The sequence below is a fragment of the Prevotella sp. AM23-5 genome (genome assembly GCF_003473645.1).
GTDB lineage: Bacteria > Bacteroidota > Bacteroidia > Bacteroidales > Bacteroidaceae > Prevotella > Prevotella copri_A.
Genome location: NZ_QUCG01000066.1, coordinates 817 through 19,303, shown reverse-complemented (window position 1 = coordinate 19,303; position 18,487 = coordinate 817). Strand labels below are relative to the sequence as shown.

At 39.7% G+C, this 18,487-nt stretch carries 20 protein-coding genes and 1 pseudogene; 20 read left to right on the top strand and 1 reads right to left on the bottom strand.

The window, feature by feature from the left end; translation table 11 throughout:
- Positions 1-34: 34 nt before the first annotated feature.
- The gene (locus DW657_RS13725; protein ID WP_118313044.1) at positions 35-316 is read right to left on the bottom strand and encodes a hypothetical protein; all 282 of its coding nucleotides are present in this window, start codon (positions 314-316) and stop codon (positions 35-37) included.
- A 505-nt stretch (positions 317-821) separates the two neighbouring features.
- Between DW657_RS13725 and DW657_RS13720 the strand changes: the two genes are divergently transcribed.
- The 20 genes and pseudogenes from DW657_RS13720 to DW657_RS13620 form a co-directional block, all read left to right on the top strand.
- Positions 822-1,616 carry a hypothetical protein gene (locus DW657_RS13720; protein ID WP_147381950.1) on the top strand — a complete coding sequence of 265 codons (795 nt, stop codon included), beginning with the start codon at positions 822-824 and terminating at the stop codon, positions 1,614-1,616.
- 159 nt (positions 1,617-1,775) lie between these two features.
- Entirely contained in the window at positions 1,776-2,219 is a 444-nt protein-coding gene (locus tag DW657_RS13715; RefSeq protein WP_118313042.1) for a hypothetical protein, read from the top strand.
- A 19-nt stretch (positions 2,220-2,238) separates the two neighbouring features.
- Entirely contained in the window at positions 2,239-2,538 is a 300-nt protein-coding gene (locus DW657_RS13710; protein WP_118313041.1) for a hypothetical protein, read from the top strand.
- A 4-nt stretch (positions 2,539-2,542) separates the two neighbouring features.
- A complete protein-coding gene (locus tag DW657_RS13705; protein ID WP_118313040.1) occupies positions 2,543-2,773 on the top strand; it encodes a hypothetical protein in 231 nt (76 codons plus the stop codon).
- A 1-nt stretch (position 2,774) separates the two neighbouring features.
- Positions 2,775-3,035 (top strand): hypothetical protein, encoded by a 261-nt coding sequence (locus DW657_RS18425; protein ID WP_118313039.1) that lies wholly within the window; start codon positions 2,775-2,777, stop codon positions 3,033-3,035.
- Between the two features lie 5 nt (positions 3,036-3,040).
- Entirely contained in the window at positions 3,041-3,562 is a 522-nt protein-coding gene (locus DW657_RS18195) for a hypothetical protein (protein WP_199658365.1), read from the top strand.
- A gap of 7 nt (positions 3,563-3,569) precedes the next feature.
- Complete coding sequence (locus tag DW657_RS13690) at positions 3,570-4,328, top strand: phage regulatory protein/antirepressor Ant (RefSeq protein ID WP_118313038.1); 759 nt, start codon at positions 3,570-3,572, stop codon at positions 4,326-4,328.
- Positions 4,325-4,684 (top strand): endonuclease domain-containing protein, encoded by a 360-nt coding sequence (locus DW657_RS13685; protein ID WP_158577382.1) that lies wholly within the window; start codon positions 4,325-4,327, stop codon positions 4,682-4,684. The genes DW657_RS13690 and DW657_RS13685 overlap by 4 nt, the downstream gene beginning before the upstream one ends.
- A 204-nt stretch (positions 4,685-4,888) precedes the next feature.
- Complete coding sequence (locus tag DW657_RS13680; RefSeq protein WP_118313036.1) at positions 4,889-5,566, top strand: hypothetical protein; 678 nt, start codon at positions 4,889-4,891, stop codon at positions 5,564-5,566.
- A gap of 45 nt (positions 5,567-5,611) precedes the next feature.
- Entirely contained in the window at positions 5,612-6,190 is a 579-nt protein-coding gene (locus tag DW657_RS13675; RefSeq protein ID WP_118313035.1) for a hypothetical protein, read from the top strand.
- A gap of 25 nt (positions 6,191-6,215) precedes the next feature.
- Positions 6,216-7,322: a hypothetical protein gene (locus DW657_RS13670; RefSeq protein WP_147381949.1), complete on the top strand. Its 1,107-nt coding sequence runs from the start codon at positions 6,216-6,218 to the stop codon at positions 7,320-7,322.
- Positions 7,323-7,381: 59 nt separating this feature from the next.
- On the top strand, positions 7,382-7,735 hold the full coding sequence (locus DW657_RS13665) for a hypothetical protein (RefSeq protein ID WP_118313033.1): 354 nt from the start codon (positions 7,382-7,384) through the stop codon (positions 7,733-7,735).
- A gap of 15 nt (positions 7,736-7,750) precedes the next feature.
- Positions 7,751-8,086 (top strand): hypothetical protein, encoded by a 336-nt coding sequence (locus tag DW657_RS13660; protein ID WP_118313032.1) that lies wholly within the window; start codon positions 7,751-7,753, stop codon positions 8,084-8,086.
- An 11-nt stretch (positions 8,087-8,097) separates the two neighbouring features.
- Positions 8,098-8,577: a hypothetical protein gene (locus DW657_RS13655; RefSeq protein ID WP_147381948.1), complete on the top strand. Its 480-nt coding sequence runs from the start codon at positions 8,098-8,100 to the stop codon at positions 8,575-8,577.
- A gap of 2 nt (positions 8,578-8,579) precedes the next feature.
- The gene (locus tag DW657_RS13650; RefSeq protein WP_118313030.1) at positions 8,580-8,984 is read left to right on the top strand and encodes a hypothetical protein; all 405 of its coding nucleotides are present in this window, start codon (positions 8,580-8,582) and stop codon (positions 8,982-8,984) included.
- A gap of 4 nt (positions 8,985-8,988) precedes the next feature.
- Complete coding sequence (locus tag DW657_RS13645) at positions 8,989-9,558, top strand: hypothetical protein (protein ID WP_118313029.1); 570 nt, start codon at positions 8,989-8,991, stop codon at positions 9,556-9,558.
- Between the two features lie 108 nt (positions 9,559-9,666).
- Positions 9,667-10,113: a hypothetical protein gene (locus DW657_RS13640; RefSeq protein ID WP_118313028.1), complete on the top strand. Its 447-nt coding sequence runs from the start codon at positions 9,667-9,669 to the stop codon at positions 10,111-10,113.
- Between the two features lie 233 nt (positions 10,114-10,346).
- On the top strand, positions 10,347-15,488 hold the full coding sequence (locus DW657_RS13630; protein WP_118313026.1) for a hypothetical protein: 5,142 nt from the start codon (positions 10,347-10,349) through the stop codon (positions 15,486-15,488).
- A 3-nt stretch (positions 15,489-15,491) separates the two neighbouring features.
- On the top strand, positions 15,492-15,938 hold the full coding sequence (locus DW657_RS13625; protein ID WP_118313025.1) for a hypothetical protein: 447 nt from the start codon (positions 15,492-15,494) through the stop codon (positions 15,936-15,938).
- Positions 15,935-18,487: pseudogene (locus DW657_RS13620) on the top strand (hypothetical protein); the annotation flags it as partial. The gene DW657_RS13625 and the pseudogene DW657_RS13620, both read left to right, overlap by 4 nt.

Genomic DNA, 18,487 nt, shown 5'->3' with positions numbered 1-18,487 from the left:
TACATAAGAATTAACAGAGTATTGATATATACTATTAATCTTCAATATCATTAAGAACTTCCATGTGTTGCGTTTCTCCTACCAACTCAACATTCTGCGAAAGGTTCTTTGTATTAAGGAATACCCATTTAGGTATGATGCAAAGATTATAGTTACTATCTAAGGCATCATCCTTGATAATCAGTTTAGACTTAGGCACGAAGACCTTTGTCTTACCTTCCTTTCCGTTGAAAAGGAAAATCTGAGCATTCTTTGAATGTTCCATCATCACATCTTTGCGACAACGGAATTTAACCAACGTTGTTACTATCTCCATATTACCTCCTTCTTTTAGTAAGCGAACCAAATAGTGGCATACGCTAAGATAATTCCACTAGCGGCAAGAACTGCTACCTGTACCGCATTCTTTACATCTTCGATTCTCCAATTACTTGGATTCATCATGTCTTTTCCTTTTTTCATTTTTTCGTATCTCCTATTTTTAATTTATTAATAATTTCTACATTAATTATATGTATCAAAAGCTATTTTATTAACTTTGATACCGCAAAATTAATAACTTTCTCTCAGATTACCAAATTTATTAATAGCAATTTTTAATTTATTAATACTATCTATTAGTTTTTTAATAGATTTTAAACGATTATCTCGGATTTTCTTTATAATTTTGCGGCATAAAAAGGAAAGTGCTATTTTCCAAGCAAAGAAAAGAATCATATATGCCCAATCAACACAAGTGAAAGGGTTCGATATACAAACCAAGCAGAATGATAGATAGCACCTTTCATCTGTTTGGTTTTTACATTAATATATATATAACGATGAAAAGAATAAGAATAGGAATACAAGAAGCTAAGTTTGCTCTGAGCGATAAGAATCGCTTAGATGCCTTCTGCTTGCTTCTTAAAATAAAGCTCTTATTCCGCTCATCAGACCTTAATCTTGTATCATATAATCATTGCGCTAAATTATTGCATATTGACAATAATAAATTGAAGAGACTGCTTGAATATGGTTGCAAGATAGGGTATTTCCGTTTTGAAGAGAAAAACGGAAAGAAGAGATTCATTGCACGCAGCATACATTCAAATGATGGATATAGTTATAAGCTTCGCAAGGATGATTTGACGAAGATGACATTCCCTGCCCTCAAAAACCTTTTGAGAAGGATTGTTATGGAGAACCAAGTTAGAATGCAAGAAGACGTAATCAATACGCACAATAAGGGGACGAATGGGAGAAATGCGAAGACTGTTCGCAAGGCTCTCAAACGTGAAAGTCGTATGTTGAGAAAGAAATTTAGTTCTAACAAAGGTTTATCTTATGACAGAATCAAGGACGTTATCTATGGCACGATGTACCAAGCATTCAAAGTCACAAATCAGCTTGTAAACAGAGGTATCATCAATAAGCGCACAAGAATAAAGGAAATAAGGTGCGATGCAAAGGTATGTACAAATAATATGGCTATCACGGATATTGAAGGTTCTGTGATAGTGATAAGCGCAAAAAAAAGAAGTGCATTTTCCATTGAATCGAATATCTATCGTATGCATATGGACGATGCGATATCAATATCTCGTCATGGAATGAGAAGAAAGGAGGCGAAAATGTAGTTTAGGTAAAATCAAAAATAATAAAATAAGGGATGAAAGCTTTAATTTAATTTATTCCCTTATAGGGGGCGACAGCCCCAAGGAATAATTAACTAACGGGCGCACATACGGGCGCACATACGCCCCCACCCGATTATATAATAACACAGGAGATACGAAATGGAGAAAAAGAAAAATTGGCTCGATACTTACCTCACACCAGCAAAAGAACTTGTTGGATATGAGTGCTATGTAAGTTGTGATTATGAAGATAAGTTCGCAATAGGAAAATTTTCAGTTATCATCATTAAGAACGGAGAAGTTGTAGCAAAAGAAAAGAATCACATCTATTGTGCTTCAAAGGCAGTCGTTATTGTAGAAGCGATACTGTTTATGATGCAAAAATGCGAGAATGCCGATGTTATCACAATACACTCGGAATATTTTAAAAATTACTTCGCCTTTTTTAACGAGGCGAGAAAAGCTAACGCACAAACAAGGAAAAAATATCTGAGCTTATACAAAAGCTTTAGAAAGGATGCGGAAGTAATCTTTGACCTCACTACTTGGTGTAAAAGAAACAAATACGATGATGAAGTTGAGAAAATGTTAAGTGATAACTAAACTACAGGAGATATGCAAGATGAAAAATGAAACGAAATTAAAGAAGCTGATGTCTTTCTTAGACGAAAACGGCATCAAGTACACCACACCTCGAAAGAGAAAAGAGGGAAGTGCCCACCTCTTCATCGGTCAGTATATGATTGCTGTTAAGATAGAGGGTGAAGACGATACATTGTTCTTCAATAGACATAAGAGAGGAAAGCATCCTTTCTTTATCAGAACTTCGGAGACCCCGAAGTTTATTATCGAAAAGATGCAGAATCTGATTACAAGAATGATGTTAATACAACAGAAACATTTTATGGAACAAAAAAAATAATTATATGGAAAAACTTAATTTTAAGCTAGAGTTCGCCGATAATGGGGTTATTGTCACAGATGATAGCTCTGGCAGTGTAAACGTCTATCAAGAAAAAGAAGACGGCAGTTATCGCGAATATACGAAGAGAGCTATCAGCGAATCCGTAGATAACATCATTGCTCATCTTTTGCTTGATGGCACGGAAAACTTGAAGCAGAAGTCGATTTATAAAATCAAAATTGAGATAAGATAATATGTTATACCCAAAGAAAGAAAAGAAGCCGAATACGGCAGTTAAATATGAGGTGCGTGAGTTTATTCACGGCGGTATTGAATATGCAACAGATTGCCCTTTCGGTGAATGTGGGCAATATACGCACGCTATACATAAGGTCGGTGCTATTGAATGCAATCTTTGTAGGTATCAGAAGAAAAACAATACAGAAACAAGGGTTGTAAGATGTATGCATCCATTATTACAGGAATCATCAGTTAATAAACCTTTTAAAAAGTAAGAGTTATGATAGAATCAATGAAGATACGTGAAGGGCTGGTATTTACCTTACCAATAGAGCCTGGTAAGGTAGTCCATGTAAATGACGAACTAGAAATTTACACTTATAACATCGGAGAAAAAAGATATTCGTTAGCCAATATTCTCCCTCTCAGATTGCAAGTTATCAAGGTAGATAAATCTATTGTTGAATGCAATATTATAGCAGACGAATATAATCTTCCATACGAAAAGAATATCCCTATTCAGTTTGAAGAGATTGCAAAAAACGGCACTATCGTTACAGAGGAAAAGGAAGAAATGGTTAATCATCTTAACCATTACGCTTGGTTAAAGGAACTCTGCGGCATAGAGCCGATTGATATTTGCCGATACCTTGATTTCAACTGCGGCTCGGCAGTAAAGTATCTTTTAAGCAAGGGAAAGAAGGAAATGAATCTTTCCGAGCGTGAACAGAGAGTGCAGGATTTGAGTAAGGCAATCTTCTATCTAAAAGATGAGATAAAAATGTTAGAAAATCAAAAATAGTAAAGATATGAAAGAGTTGATAAAGAAAGAAACCATGACCTCGCTTGAAATTGCCGAGGTTACAGGTAAGCGGCATTCTGATGTTCTTGAAGCTATCAGAAACATGGAAGCTGCTTGGGAAAAAGTAGCCCAACGGAAATTTCCGCTCGGCTCATACAAGGACGCAAACAACCAAGACCGCCCTTGCTACATTCTAAACAAAACCGAGTGCTTGTATGTCGCCACTAAGTTCAATGACGAGGCAAGAGCGAAATTGATTCTTCGTTGGGAAGAACTAGAAATCAAACAATGTGAGCAATATCAAGTGCCACAGTCATTTGCCGAGGCTCTGATGTTGGCTGCAAAACAGCAACAAAAAATTGAAGAGCAACAGAAACAACTTGAAGCAAGCTCAAAGGAAATCGTAGAGTTGAACGGCGCTATATCCGAGATGCAACCAAAGGTAACTTATGTAGATAAGATTCTATCAAGCAATGAGACTGTAACGACAACGCAAATTGCACAGGACTACGGTCAGTCAGCAAAGGCGTTCAATGTCTTGCTTCGTAATTTTGGCATTCAACATAAGGTTGGCGGTCAGTGGATATTGTACGCAAAGTACCTTCCTTATGGTTATGTGCAATCTGATACTGTACCTATCGTTCATCGAAACGGAACGAATGGCTCGGTGATGCACACAAAATGGACTCAGAAAGGAAGATTGTTTCTTTACGAGGAGTTGAAGAAGCATGGCAACTTACCTCTCATAGAGCAAAATCAGCAATGAAGATAAGCAAGGCTCTTATCAGACAAATTCGCTGCGACCTCCTTTCGCATACAACCGATGCGGAGAAGGCTGCGGCGAAAATCTGCACTCGATTAGGATATAAGGTAATACCACAGCAGCCGATAGTCACGGGCAGGAAACTATACTTCGCAGACATATATCTGCCCGAGATAAAGACGATTATTGAGCTTGATGGTGGCTATCATTTTACTAAAGACCAAAAGCGCAAGGATGGTAATCGCTCTTCGGGTATATGGCGGCTCGGGTATCATGTAGTGAGATTGAGCAATCACGATGCTAGGAATCCGCAGAAGGTTAAGGCAAAGATAGATTTAATACAACGCAAGGCAAAGTAACCAAGAATATTGGCTATCTTGCCTTTTATTTTTGTTTCTTAATAACTATACATAAACTAAAAGAAAATCGCTTAGACCGCAAGAAAATCGCCAAAAATAGCATTTGTTTACACAGCTTTTATTATTTATTATTATTTTATTAATAGAAATAGTAATTTTGCAATCAGAAATTATTTATTTATTAACGTTTAAAATAGAATTACTATGACAATAAAAGAAAAAGTGCTTGCTTCTGCCAAAACATCATTTGCAAAGTATGGTTTGAAGAAGGATGAACTTTCAAAGCTGGTTGACCTGATTGTTGCAAGTCGTGGTCTAACAGATGAGTCAAAGGACGAGGATGTAACGAGTGCTATCACGGCGGTTGAACCTTATGTTGGTATGATGCAATCATCATTCAATCGTGCGGTCAGCGAGACAACGAAGAAATTCGATGGATGGATTGACCCTAACGACCCTAACAATAAGCCAACTCCTCCAGTTCCTCCTACTCCTCCAGTTCCTCCAACAGGGCTTACGCAAGAGCAGGTTCAGCAGATGATTGCTGAGAATACTAAGAAAGCAGTTAGCGATGCTGTAGCCGCAGCCATTGCTCCATACAAGGAAAAGGAAGAAAGAGCACGTCTCAATGACCTTTTCGGCAAGAGTGATAAGTTGAAGGATATCCCAGAGCAGTTCCGTTCACGTTATCAGCTCGACAAGGAGGAGAACCTTGAAACTCTCGCACAGCAATGTGCTGATGATTGGACTGCATTGAAGCAGTCGCTTGTTGCAAGCGGCAGTTTCGTTGAAGCCCCTAAGGCAACTTCTCTCGAAGATGAGCAGAATGATTTCATTAAGAAGATGCAAGGCTTCTCGGAGCGTAATGCTCCAACGGAGTAAGGCATTACTAATGAATTATGTTAAACTCTTAAAAAGAAGAAAATTATGTCAAACAAAGGTTATTTTTTGCATAAAACCAAGCCAGAGAATATCAAGGAAGCTCTTTGGCTTGAAGAGCAGTGCCTTCGCAGACAGGGTGGTTACGACCTTGACCGCACTAATCTTCCAAACACTTTAAAGTGGATTGCAAAGGGTACAGTTCTCAGACTTGTAACTGGCGGAAAGGCGCAGGTTGTGAAGACTGCAAAGGCTACAGAGAAGGCTGATAAGGCTGCTACTACTTTGAAAATTGCCAGCGGTTCTTTATTCAAGATTGGAGACAAGATTGCTGGTGCAACCATTTCAGCAATTACCTCTGCTGATGGTGTAGATACATTAACTGTATCATCACTTGATAATGCGATTGCCGCAAATGCGGTTGTTTCAGACTATGATAAGACTAAGGACGTACTTCTTGGCTTCTCATACGACACTCTCGATGTAAGAGACCAAGAGTCTTCTATCGCAGCGACTCCTACCTTACAGGTAATGGAGGTAGAGGAAGATTCGCTCCCTTACCCTATCAATGATGATATTAAGGTAGGTATCAATTCTGTTGGTATCGCTTTGTTCAAGATTCAGTAACCTTTTAAAGTGGAGATTATAGATTATGAATAGTATTTTGAAAACTCTGCAAGACCCAAAGTCTTTTCAGACCTACATTAATGAATACATGAAGACTTCCACTTACAAGGCTAAGTGGAAAGAAGAAATTAAGGATATTGAGTATTGTGCCGCTAAGGTATATCAGGCAAACCTCGCTGAGTACACTGCCGCTATGGTTGGTTCGGTTGTATCAAAGAATGGTGAACGTCCTTTGCATACTATGCCCGACTTCGGTCAGCTTACTGGCTCTATTGGTCGTATTGCCGACGAGTGGGAGCTTGATAATGATTATCTCGACCAGATGCATTACTTGGAAGGCAAGTACAAAGATATCGCGGGTAATAAAAACTACACCCAGTCTCAGCTCAATGCCGAGTATGATAAGCTGATTAAGTATTCCTTCAAACCTTTCGAGCTTGCAACTATCGCCCCTCATAAGCGTATTGATATGCTCTATTACGAAGGTTTGTATAAAGGTACTCAGACTGTATCTCGCACAAATAACTCTAAAGCAAACGTGTCTTACACTTTTGACCTTGATGTAGAGAAATTGAAAGCAACTACTGCTAAGTGGGGAGCTAACAATGCTACTCCGTTCAAGGATATAAAGGCACTCAAAGACCTTGTTAAGTCTAAGGGTAGAAAGATTATGAAGCTTCGTATGAGCGAGAATACTTTCTATTCTATGTGTCAGGCAGATGAGATTAAAAACGTCTTCAAGTTGAATCTTGGTTCTGTTCAACTTAATCCTACAGTACCAATGCTCTCGACTGACCAGGTAAATATCTATCTGCGTTCTGTTCTGTTGCCAACAATTCAGATTGATGAGGATATTTTTGTTACTTTGCCAAATGGCAAGACAGAAAATCTTATTCCTGACAATATGGTTGTTGCACAATGTGCCGATAATATTGCTATCGTCAAAGAAGCTGACCCTCTGGAGTCTATCGACCCAATTCCTGGTGTATCTTACGCTTCTTATGACAATAATCTCGTTGGTTACTGGCGTGACAAGAAGGGTTATCACCTTACAAACGAAATGTGGGCACAGCCTGTTTTCAACGGCATCAACGATTATTTTATCATGGATGTGAGTCAGTTTGGTGAGTAATTGTAGTGTTTGAATATTTTGATTTAATAAGTGAAACTTCATAAAATAACAAGATTAGCATGACAATTTCAGAAGCCATAGCAAGCGAGATTCAGCCTTTCTCTACCTCTGATGAGACTTTGGAGAAGATGTTTATTGATGCTGTTGATAAGTTTAGCATCACGGCATCCGTGGCTGATGAATACTCTGTAGCGGTAAAGAAACCCGTAGCCTATACGGCTATGCGTATCCTCTACAAGATGAATCCATTATCAAGTGAGAATGTTGGCGGTATCTCTCAGAGTTACAAGAACGACAAGAATCTCATTGATAAGATGATTAAATCTATTGCGAAGGATGCTGGATTGGATGCTGACCTTGTTATTGATAGTACTTCTGATGATTATTGGGTTCAGAGTGTGAAGGTATGGTAATCAAATAGATAGCGTATGAACTTTGACGATATACTTAAAGTAAAAGGTGCTCCACAAGATGGCTTTGATGAGGACGGAAATCCTATCGAACAACCAGAAGAAGAATGGCAAACCTTTGGAAAGTGCGTTATTTTGCCTAATTCGCAGGCGAAGATTATCACTCTGGCAGACGGGCAGCAGTACGTGTATTCACACGAAATCTATGCTCCTCTCTCAAAAGCAAAATACCCTCTCATACCGAAGGAAGGCGAAAAGGTTTGGATAACCAAGAAAGATGGCACGATTGATAAGGAAATGGAGGTTAAAGGCTTCGTAACCTTAAAGAAACGCTATCTTAGAATTTGGCTCTAATAGGCGGCAATATGGCAAAGGTTGAATTACAAATCAAAGGTCGTGAAGCCTTACAGAAAAGGCTGAACGAAAAGAGGCAGCAGATTATCAGTTATCTTAATATGCGTTTGATGCAACTTGCCGAAGAAGCGGTCACCTACTCTAAAGAAAACAAAGGTTATCAAGACCGAACTGCAAATTTGAAGAACTCAATTTCTTTCGCTCTCTACCTTGATGGGCAACTCATTACCTCGGCAGTTGGTAAGATTCCAAAGGCAGAAGAAGCGGAAGGAGGACAGGAAGGCGTAAGTGCTGCACTCAGTGAGTATGCACAGAAAGAAGGGGTAGTAGCACCCAAAGGGTACTCTCTCGTCATTGTTGCTGGTATGAATTACGGAAAACATGTAGAGGATAAAGGTTACAATGTCTTACACCTTACAAAGTATTTCCTTCGTGACGAAATGAAGAAGATTTTTGAAGAAGTAGCTGAAATGATTAAAAGCGATAGTTAGATATGATACTCGGTGATACAGCCGTTACGGCATTATTTAAGTATCTCAATGATAATGTTGAGAGAATAGGCATAAAGAAAGGTCGTATCTTTAAATATGAGATACCCGAGAAGTTGGCGGTTTGTGATTATATCGCAATCAATCATCTTCCCTTTGTGTATAGTGATGCTATTAATGAGGGTGTAGTGAATTTGAATATTCATTGCCCTAAGACCTTATCAAATCTACCTAACATAAAGAAGCTCTCTGATTACTCGGAGAAGATTCTTTCTCTGTTTGGTGACGGTACTTACCTCGGTGGCTGTTACTTCGATTTCTATTCTATCTCTCGCCCTACTCGTGATAGTGATAACACTTATTACATCAATATGAAATTTAATGTAACGTATAATAATTTAAAAGAATAAAACTATGGCAAAGAATGGTGTATATGGCTTGGAAAGCTTCAGTTTTGCCGATTGTGTCGAAAATGGCGGCTACCCAACAACATGGAGCGACAAAATTAAGGCTGTCGTTTCTGGTAGCTTGAGTTTTAACGACCAGGCAGCACAGACATCGGATGTAGAGGTTGAGGATTCAGAAGACCCTTACGCAGTGCTGACCACATCAGCAGCAACAAAGGGCTTTACCTTGCAGACATACGATTTCTCAGAAGAAAACTTTACGAAGCTTCTTGGTTACACAAAGGATTCTGGTACTGGTGGTAAGGATGCTTGGTTGAATGAGCTTCCGCAAGAAACCGAGATTTACAAGGCTGTACAGATTGTAACAAAAAATTTGGATGATATTCCTTCTCGTACCTTCCAGTGGTCTAAGATGAAACTTACAATCACTCGCAGTGGTTCTATCGGTAAGAGTGGACTTCCTAATCTTAACATTGAGTTCCGTCAGATGGCGGTATTCGATGCAAAGGGTGACAAGAAGAGCGGTCATCGCAATATCCTCACAAAGGATATTAGTGCTGCGGCTATTGCGAAGTAAGTAAAGCTTTTATCTTTTATATGATTTAAAATTAAACTTCAAAAGGCGGTGAGGTAAGGGAACTTTCCCAAGCCGCACCGCTTTTTATGTTATAAAACATATTTTGATATGAAAACATCAGATAAGGAAAAGGTAGCAAAAACGCTTTCCGAGGCATCTGTAAAGATTAAGGTTGGTATGTTTCGCTTTAAAGTGAAGCCACTTACCTTTATGCAGATTTATGAAATGGGTGTATTCGGTAACTCTATCAAAGAACCAACATGGAAAGAAGGCGATATGATGAATATCATCCCTCTTTTGTTTGAGCACTCTGAGACGGCTCGTTTAATGAGCGAGATTTTTATCGTGTGCGCCTTTCGAAAGAAGTGGGCACGCAAGGTATGGGGGCGATATATACGCAAGCACCTTGATATTATGGCATTCAATGAGCTTGTGAAGTTCATCAGCGGTTCGTTTAATGCAAATTTTTTCTTAACCTCTATAACTTTCCTGACCCAGACGAAGATAATGACGGAGCCGAAAACGACTCCCCGTGGGCAACAATCGGAGCAGTAATGAAGTACTTTCGTATGAGTTACGAGGAGGTCGTATTTAATCGCTCATACCTTAATATTATACTGCTTAACCGCTCGATTCCGTCCTTTAATACAAATACCAAAGACGAACCGAGAAAAGGCAGCAGACAGCAAAAAAAGCCACAAAAAGAGTATCATAAGATAGATGAGCCAATCTCTGCTAATGATTTCTTTATGGGCATGATGTAATAATCACACAAATAAATTAACAATATGGCAGCAGCAGATGAAATACTTGGAATCAGCGGACAGATGGATATTTCCGATATTCAAGCATCACTTGATAAGCTGTGTGATGGTTTGAACCGTGTCGGCGTTGATACAGAAGCTTTATCTCAGAGAATGAATAAGGCACTTAACGATGTGGCGCAATCCGATGAAGACCTTGCAACAAAGACCACCAAGGCTATGCAGGTTCTCAAATCTGCTATGGATGAAGCCACAAAGGGGATACAGGTAGTACCAGAAATGATTGATACTGCCAATAAACGAGTAGAAACCATTGAAGGTACTATCGGTAAACTTAACGAGCAGTTAGCTAAGACGGAAAAAGGCTCAGAGGCATTCGGTTCGCTTACTAAGCAGATTGATGCTCAAAAGCATTCTTTGGAATTGGCGAAAGGTGATGTAAAAGACCTTATTGAATCTTATGATGGTGTGAGAAACTCTATCTCTCAGGTAAATGGTGCGTATCAAGCGTTGAGTGCTTTCTCCGTTGCAAGCACAAGCGCAAATGGTGTTCAATCCGCAACGAATATTGCCGTAGGGGCTACGGCTACAACGGCAGCAACCGCTACATCAGCAGAAGCAGCAGCTCACGTAGCAAATGCCGAGGCGGCAACACAGAATGCCGAAGCGGAAAATCAGAACGTAGAGGCAACTAGACATCTGACAGAAGCTTTGCAGCAATATATTTCCGTTGCTTCGGGTCGTGCTGAGATTGAACGAATGCAATCCGAGAGTGCAAAGGAGCTGAAAGCGGATATGAAGTTGTACGAGAAGACCATTGAAGATATTCAGAACAAACTTAGCACGACTGATTTTGCCAAAAATATTGAGGAGGCAACAAAGAAGATTGAGGTACAGAAATCAAAGATTGAGAGCTACAAGAATGCTCTTGCAAATCTTTCTGCTGCGGATAACGAAACGGGAAATGGTGCTAACTATTACAATCAGCTTATTGAGAAAGCACAGGCAAATATTGATGCCCTTCAATCAAAAATCAATAATTGGCAAACAGAACAGCAGCGACTTAATGCAGACCTTCAGCAATACAATGCTCTTCTCGAAGCTGCGAATAAGATTCAGGGTGGTTCAACCATCGTTCAGTCTGATGCAACATCAACTGTTAAAATCAATGTTGAGGACACATCGTTATCAGAATTAACTTCTAAGATTGATGAGAGTAAGCAGAAATTGCAAGATTTAGAAGCAGAAGCTTCTAAGATGGATGGAAAGCCACTTGGAGAAAAGCAGAAAGAAGACTTGCAGAAACTACAGTCTGAGATTGAAAAGACAAAGAATAATATATCTGTATTGCAAGAGGCTATCCGTGAGAAGAACGAAGAGACTTTTATCGGTAGATTGCGCAATCAGATTTCTGATTTCGGGCAGAAGATTTCCGATTTCGGACAGAGCATAAAAGATAAAATAACTCAACCTATTGATGAGCTGAAAGCAAAAGTAAGCGGTTCTTCCATCGGTCAGCGTTTTAGTGAGGAGTTCTCACAAGCAAAGTCTGGTCTAAGTGATTTTAAAGACGGTATCATCAATGTAATGACTGCCAATGGTAAGTTGCAAGGTGAGATTGGTAAGGTCGGCGAAGCTTTCAAGGCTCTTGGTATTCCCGTAACGGGGTCTCTTACCGCTATCAAGTCTGTAACGAAGGCTCTATGGGGAATGTGTGCAACACCTGTGGGTGCGGTAATTGCAGCAATCGCTCTTGCTTTCAAGGCGGTGCATACATGGATGACAAAATCCGCAGAGGGTCAGAAGGTCTATACAAAGCTGATGGCTTACTTTGGTTCTCTTGCTAAGTCTATCACAGATATTGTGATTATCTTTGGAGAATACTTGTACAAGTGCTTCACTAAGCCAAACGCTCCTCTTCGTGACTTCGGTAATAACTTCGTGAAGACGTTCAAAACTGCCGTGAAAGCAGCGGTGAATCTTATTGGAGGTCTCGGAACGACCATTAAAGGTGTGTTAAATATGGATTGGGACACCTTTACCGCTGGTCTCAAAAAAACTTGGGATGGAATTAAGGGTGCTGGTGAGACTGTTATTGGCGCATTCAAGACGAGTGTTTCGGGAGCGATTGGTGTTGCTAAGACTGCTTATGATGCTTTTGCAGGTGATGATTTAGCAAAGAAGTTAGCACCTTCTTTAAATGGAATACTTTCTAAAGCAAAGGAAGCAGCTTCTCTTGCTGGTAAGATACAAGAAACACAGATTTCCATCAAAAAGAATACAGAGGAGCAGTATAAACTTGACGAAAAAATCGCCGAGATAAAGAATAAGATATATTCGTTGCAAGGTAAGGAAAAAATTGCAGCCATTGAGGAGGCAAGAGCACTTGTTAGGCAGAAATATGATTATCAGATAAAACAGCAGCAGAAACTCGTAGAATTGCATGAAAAACAAGCAAATCTGCACACTAAATCATTGCAAGATATTGCCGCAGAGCGTGAACTTAGAATACAGGTACTGAGAACGCAAGTTCAGCAGAATAGTGAACAGAGAATGCTCATAAGACAAGAGGAGGCAGCGAAACGTTCTCTCGCAAATAAATCAAAATCGGATTCAAAAAAGGATGCTACTCAGCAAAAGCAGATTGATTCAGCAGAGGGGAAGCTTGATAATGTTATCTATAAGAATGCTTATGAGAGAGCAAAAGCTTGGCAATCTTTGGAACAGGAAGTAACCGATGCTAAGATTAAGGCGATGAAAGAAGGCGAAGAGAAGGTCATTGCCGAGCGCAAAAGAGAGCTATCCAAAGAAATTGAGCAGATTGAAGAGCGAAAGAATGCAGCTATCAAGGCAGAGCGTGACCGACAGAAAGCAGAATTTGAGGCGCAGCAATCTGTTATCAAGGCAAAGGGTGGTAAGTCTGAGACTTGGGACGATAAGAAGCATCTTGATTCGAAGAATATTCAGAAGATTACAGAGCTGTACACTATCATTGAGCAAAAGACTGTAGAAGCATATAATAATGAGATTTATGCTGATGAGATAAAATCATATCGTGAGTACTTGAAAGAGTATGGCAACTTAGAACAACAGAAGCTTGCCATCATTGAGGAATATAACGAGAAAATCAAAGAAGCAAGAGCAAAAGGCAATCTTTTTGAGGAAGCAAAGCTAAAAACAGACCTAGAAGAGCAGCTAAAGAAGCTCAACTTTAATGATTTCAAGGATTCTATCAACTGGGATTCTGTTTTCTCTGATATGGGAAGATTGAGTAAATCTTATCTCGAAGATTTACGAAAAAAACTCAAAGACCTTCTCGGTTCGGGTACTCTTGATATTGATGATATGAAGGTTGTATCTGAACAGATTGGTAAGATTGATGATGCAATCTCGGAGCAAATCGATAAGTGGGGATGGTCTAATGAAAAGGTGCGTGAATATAATCGGCTCTTGCAAGAGGCTGCTGACGCACAAGAGCGACTGAGAAAAGCAACAGTTGAGCAATACAATGCACAGGAACAGCAGTCTTCTACGAAGATTGCTATACAGAAAGTCTTTGCCGAGACGGGAGTATCTGTAAACACAGATAAGATAACCTCTCAAAATAAGGGTATGCTCTTTAATGAGAATAATATGAACCTCAATAATGAGCAGCTTGGAAGATTAAAGAAACTCTTTGATGAACTCGCTGTTTCTGAGATAAAGGTCGGAAAGGCAACAAAGGACGTAAAGAAGGCACTTGAGGATGCAAATGTATCACAAGATAAGGCAAGGAAGTCTATTAAGGAGATTGCAAATGAATGGGCGGAAGGCATCGGTAATGTTGCTAAGAAGTTAGAAGAGGCAAGCGAATTGATTGATGCTCTTGGTTTCGGCAATTCAGACCTTGGAAAGAAGCTTAAAAGTGGTGCAGATGCCTTCAATAAGGGTTCGCAAGCAGCATCAGACTTTGCTACGGGCAACTATATTGGGGCAGCTATTAACGGCGTAGGGGCTATCAAATCGCTTGGTAGTGCTCTTGGTATCGGCAATGGAAGTAATGCAAAGGAGGTTGCAGAGACTACAAATCGCCTTACAGAATCCAACGAGCGATTGCAATACTCTATTGAGCAGTTGAAGAGTTCGATTGATAAGACTTCGGGAATGAGTGCCGTAAGCAATTATCAGAAAGCCTATGATGCACAGAAGCAAATCAATAAGCAGAGTATGGAAATTCTTCAATCACAGATGGGTTACCACGGCTCGCATCATTCTAACGCTTATTATTGGAATCTGTCGGCGCAGGACTATGCGGCTATCAATCGCACGTTGGCACAGCAATCTGCGGTCAGAGGTGGTTATGTTAATTCTACAATAAACAAGGTAAATTCCTTGGAGGATATTTATAAGCTTACCCCAGAGCAGATGAAGGATATTCGTACATACAACCAAGATGTGTGGAAGAACATGACCGACCAGGGTAAGTATGATAAAACTGAGTATTGGGAGAACTATACCGACCTTGCCGAGAAGCTTGAAGAGCTGACTGATAAAATCAATCAGAATCTTACGCAGACAACCTTCGATTCGTTAAAGGACAACTTTATCAGCAATCTTATGGATATGAGTAAATCGGCGCAAGATTTCGCAAATGATTTCACAACGATGCTTAATAAGTCTATGCTTAACTTTGCCGTTGATGACCTTGCTAATAAGAGACTTAAAGCCCTTTATGAAAAATGGGCAGATAAGATGAAGCAAGGACAGCTCTCTAATGACGATTTGGATATACTTAAAAAAGAGTATGATAACATCGTTGATGAAGGTTTGAAGATAAGAGATAATATTGCTGCAATAACAGGGTATAAAGAGGCGCAATCTCAGCAGACGGCAACGGGTAAAGGTATCGAGGCTATCACCGCAGACCAAGCAAGCAGCCTTATCGGTATCGGTTATGCGGTGCAAATTGCCCAAGAGCAAGGTAATGAGGTTCGTAAAGCTATCGCCGTTGATGTTTCTTTTTTGCGCATCTATGCCGAACAGACATATAACAATATCTCAGAAATGCGAGATATTCAGTATCAGGGGTTGGAGCAGTTGGAAGCAATTAATAAGAATACTGCACCTATTATATTGATACGTGAGGACATCGCAAGTATGTATAAATTAATGAAGGATAAGTATTAAGTTATGAAGAATGATGCTTTTATTAAATTGGTCGATGAAGCGGATTCTGCTTACGTTGACCTTGATACTTTTGGTATTACATTGGTAAGGGGTTGGCGAGAAGCCTTGCTGACCCCTGCACCAGTAAAAAGCTATGTGACGAACAATAGCCGATTAGAGCATGGACTATCGGTTATCGCCACATCGAAGTATGCCAAGAAAGATAAGCGTGACGTAAGTATCTCTTTCTTTCTTGAAGGCGGTTCAGAAGAAGATTACTTGCAGAAATATGAAGCTTTTCTTAATAAGATAGCTTATTCGGGTGAGTTTTGCTTAAAAGTTCCTCGCTTAAAGAGGGTTTTTAAACTTGTTTACACGCAATGCTCGCAGTTTGGTGATTATGGTCTAAAAAGAGGTAAATTTGTACTCAAATTAACGGAGTATAACCCGAATGATAGAATTAAGTTATGATTAAGATATATGATATAAACGATAAATTGCTGATGCAAGCAGAAGTAACATCAGCGGCGAAGAGAGAACAGGAAATGTCTAAGTCTGATTACATTTCTCTGTCTTTCTCCGCCGCTGAGAAAGTTATTTTGCCCGTTGGTGCGTATATTAATTATACATATAAGATAGACAAAGTAAGAGAAGTGACAAGGAAGTTCCTCCTCTTAGAATCATACGAGCCTATTCAAACAGATGAATGCTCTTGGAAGTACACTCCTCAGTTTCAGCACCCAAAGATGATTCTGTCTAAGACCCCATTTTTTATCTATACCCGTAATTCACAGAATGTAGAGGTAAAACAAAATGTATGGTCTTTCGTCGGCACAACATCCGTTCTCAGTGGCAAGATTGCAGATTTCCTTAATAAGGATTTGATGTTTGGCGAATGCGGATGGAAAGTTATCTTTTCGAATGTAACGGCAAATACCGTCAATGTATCATTCAGCGATAACGATTTTATTTCTGCACTTACAGCGATTACAAATGCTATCGGAGATAACTGTGAATGGCATATTGATTATGATGATGAAATAATCTATATAGGTAAAGTCTTGGTCGGCGCAACTCCTGTTGTTTTGGAAGTTGGAAAGAATGTAGGTGTACCAAATATTAACAATAGTAAGGAAAGCTATTATAACGCTTTTTCTATCTTCGGTGGTACAAGAAATATTACACAGGTAAATAGCAAAGGTGAGAATGTATCATCTGGCGATATCCGTCTGCAATTAGATGAGGGCAATGGTACAATATCAATAGACGGAAAGGAACGCTCCTACTCTATTGATAAGTATTCTACACTTGACCTAAGAGTGAATAAAATAAATGAACCTCTCTTTACGAAGGTACTTGATTTTTCTCAGATTTTCCCTTCACTCAATACCTATGTATATAATGTGCGTGGGCGAGTTAAGTATGTGCTTGATGAGAATAATGAGAAAATTCCTATCTCATATAATGCTGATGGGTCTATTAAGGAATATAAGACCTTCACTGTATGGTATATGAGATTGGCTTATCCTACAACAGAAAAAGTAGAAGGGAAGGCGATTATCAATACAACAGTTGATGATGGCGTTACTCATTACTGGTACGACTTTCAGATTACCGATGATTTACTTATCAATGGAAAGAATATCGGCTGCTCGTTCGAAGCTAATTTTAATACGGGTGCGCTTTCTACTCCCCTTGCAGGACGTGGCTCTAATGGCGAATATGTAGGATTTGAGCTTACTTATCATAAAGAGGCATCATCTTCGCACACGTCAGACGATGTTAGTGATGGTAAATTCTCCGTATTGGCTGGTGATTACGAAATTATCTATCAAGAAGATAATGAAGTTATCATACCTACAAATGCTGCTGATATGCTCATTCCTCGTGGAGAAAGTATGCCTTCTTTAAAGTGCAATATTACCGTTCTCTACAATATTGCCATGTCCGATTCTATCTATTATAAGGATGCTCAAAATAGGTTACTGGAAAAGGCAAAAGAGGGAATTGTGCGATTACTCTCTGATTTGAATAACTATGAGGTTAAATCATATTCTGATGTATTCTTGGAAGATAACCCTCAACTACAAATCGGTCAGAGTGTAACGTATAAGGACGGACACGGATATGAACTTGCAACAAGAGTATTGAAATTATCGACCAATATTGATTTTGGTTTCATACAAACGATTACATTAGGTAATCAAGTGATTAAGGGTACTATCACCCAGCTTAAAGAAGATGTACAGACAATCATTGCAAGCGGAGGAAGTAGCGGTAACGGAGGTGGATATTCCGTTTCTCAACTAAGAAGCCTTATTGCAAAGTACGGAAGTGATAACTTCCTGTCTAAGCAGTTTGACGACACCGCTCACGGAACTATTACTTGGGAGAAGATTCAGAAGTTTTTAAGTGGTTTGGTTGTCGGTAACTCCAACAATGAGAACGGAGGCTCGTGGACTCCCGATACAGAAGGTCGCTCGCATCTTATTACCGACTACCTGGAGGTGAGAATGAAGGCTATCTTCGAGGAGCTTGTAATCAAGAAAACCTCCACCATCGGTGGTAAGGAGATTATCTCACCTGCGGGTGGCGTTGTGGCTCATAAGGTAGAAACCGTTACTGTGACATATAATGAGGTTTCACAGAAGGCATACCGATGCTACTTCCTCGCAGAGCAGGATGGTGATGAGGTAGATAACGACTTCGCGGTTAACGACCAAGTGCGTTCTGAATCATTCAATGTTCGCAAGGGCACTTATCACAAGGTGGGTAATCACTTTTACTGGCGTTTGATAATCGGTCGTGATGAGGAACCTGTGGAGTTGGAAGGAAAGAAGTATCACTACATCGACCTCTCCGATACCGATTGCGCTACGGCAAGCGATGTTCCTGCTAAAGGTGATGTGCTCAATCAGTGTGGAAACAGAACAGATGTAGAACGTCAGGACTGTCTTATCTTCTCGGCGGTAGATACCTATTCGCCATCCATCAGCCTCTACCACGGCATCAACAGCTAC

What these genes read in the sequence shown, in the direction of transcription:
- DW657_RS18195 (WP_199658365.1), top strand. Translation starts at nt 3,041, where the DNA reads ATGATAGAATCAATGAAGATACGTGAAGGGCTGGTATTTACCTTACCA.
- DW657_RS13650 (WP_118313030.1), top strand. Translation starts at nt 8,580, where the DNA reads ATGATACTCGGTGATACAGCCGTTACGGCATTATTTAAGTATCTCAAT.
- DW657_RS13665 (WP_118313033.1), top strand. Translation starts at nt 7,382, where the DNA reads ATGACAATTTCAGAAGCCATAGCAAGCGAGATTCAGCCTTTCTCTACC.
- DW657_RS13645 (WP_118313029.1), top strand. Translation starts at nt 8,989, where the DNA reads ATGGCAAAGAATGGTGTATATGGCTTGGAAAGCTTCAGTTTTGCCGAT.
- DW657_RS13725 (WP_118313044.1), bottom strand. Translation starts at nt 316, where the DNA reads ATGGAGATAGTAACAACGTTGGTTAAATTCCGTTGTCGCAAAGATGTG.
- DW657_RS13655 (WP_147381948.1), top strand. Translation starts at nt 8,098, where the DNA reads ATGGCAAAGGTTGAATTACAAATCAAAGGTCGTGAAGCCTTACAGAAA.
- DW657_RS13625 (WP_118313025.1), top strand. Translation starts at nt 15,492, where the DNA reads ATGAAGAATGATGCTTTTATTAAATTGGTCGATGAAGCGGATTCTGCT.
- DW657_RS13675 (WP_118313035.1), top strand. Translation starts at nt 5,612, where the DNA reads ATGTCAAACAAAGGTTATTTTTTGCATAAAACCAAGCCAGAGAATATC.
- DW657_RS13720 (WP_147381950.1), top strand. Translation starts at nt 822, where the DNA reads ATGAAAAGAATAAGAATAGGAATACAAGAAGCTAAGTTTGCTCTGAGC.
- DW657_RS13640 (WP_118313028.1), top strand. Translation starts at nt 9,667, where the DNA reads ATGAAAACATCAGATAAGGAAAAGGTAGCAAAAACGCTTTCCGAGGCA.
- DW657_RS13685 (WP_158577382.1), top strand. Translation starts at nt 4,325, where the DNA reads ATGAAGATAAGCAAGGCTCTTATCAGACAAATTCGCTGCGACCTCCTT.
- DW657_RS13715 (WP_118313042.1), top strand. Translation starts at nt 1,776, where the DNA reads ATGGAGAAAAAGAAAAATTGGCTCGATACTTACCTCACACCAGCAAAA.
- DW657_RS13630 (WP_118313026.1), top strand. Translation starts at nt 10,347, where the DNA reads ATGGCAGCAGCAGATGAAATACTTGGAATCAGCGGACAGATGGATATT.
- DW657_RS13690 (WP_118313038.1), top strand. Translation starts at nt 3,570, where the DNA reads ATGAAAGAGTTGATAAAGAAAGAAACCATGACCTCGCTTGAAATTGCC.
- DW657_RS13670 (WP_147381949.1), top strand. Translation starts at nt 6,216, where the DNA reads ATGAATAGTATTTTGAAAACTCTGCAAGACCCAAAGTCTTTTCAGACC.
- DW657_RS13680 (WP_118313036.1), top strand. Translation starts at nt 4,889, where the DNA reads ATGACAATAAAAGAAAAAGTGCTTGCTTCTGCCAAAACATCATTTGCA.
- DW657_RS13710 (WP_118313041.1), top strand. Translation starts at nt 2,239, where the DNA reads ATGAAAAATGAAACGAAATTAAAGAAGCTGATGTCTTTCTTAGACGAA.
- DW657_RS13705 (WP_118313040.1), top strand. Translation starts at nt 2,543, where the DNA reads ATGGAAAAACTTAATTTTAAGCTAGAGTTCGCCGATAATGGGGTTATT.
- DW657_RS18425 (WP_118313039.1), top strand. Translation starts at nt 2,775, where the DNA reads ATGTTATACCCAAAGAAAGAAAAGAAGCCGAATACGGCAGTTAAATAT.
- DW657_RS13660 (WP_118313032.1), top strand. Translation starts at nt 7,751, where the DNA reads ATGAACTTTGACGATATACTTAAAGTAAAAGGTGCTCCACAAGATGGC.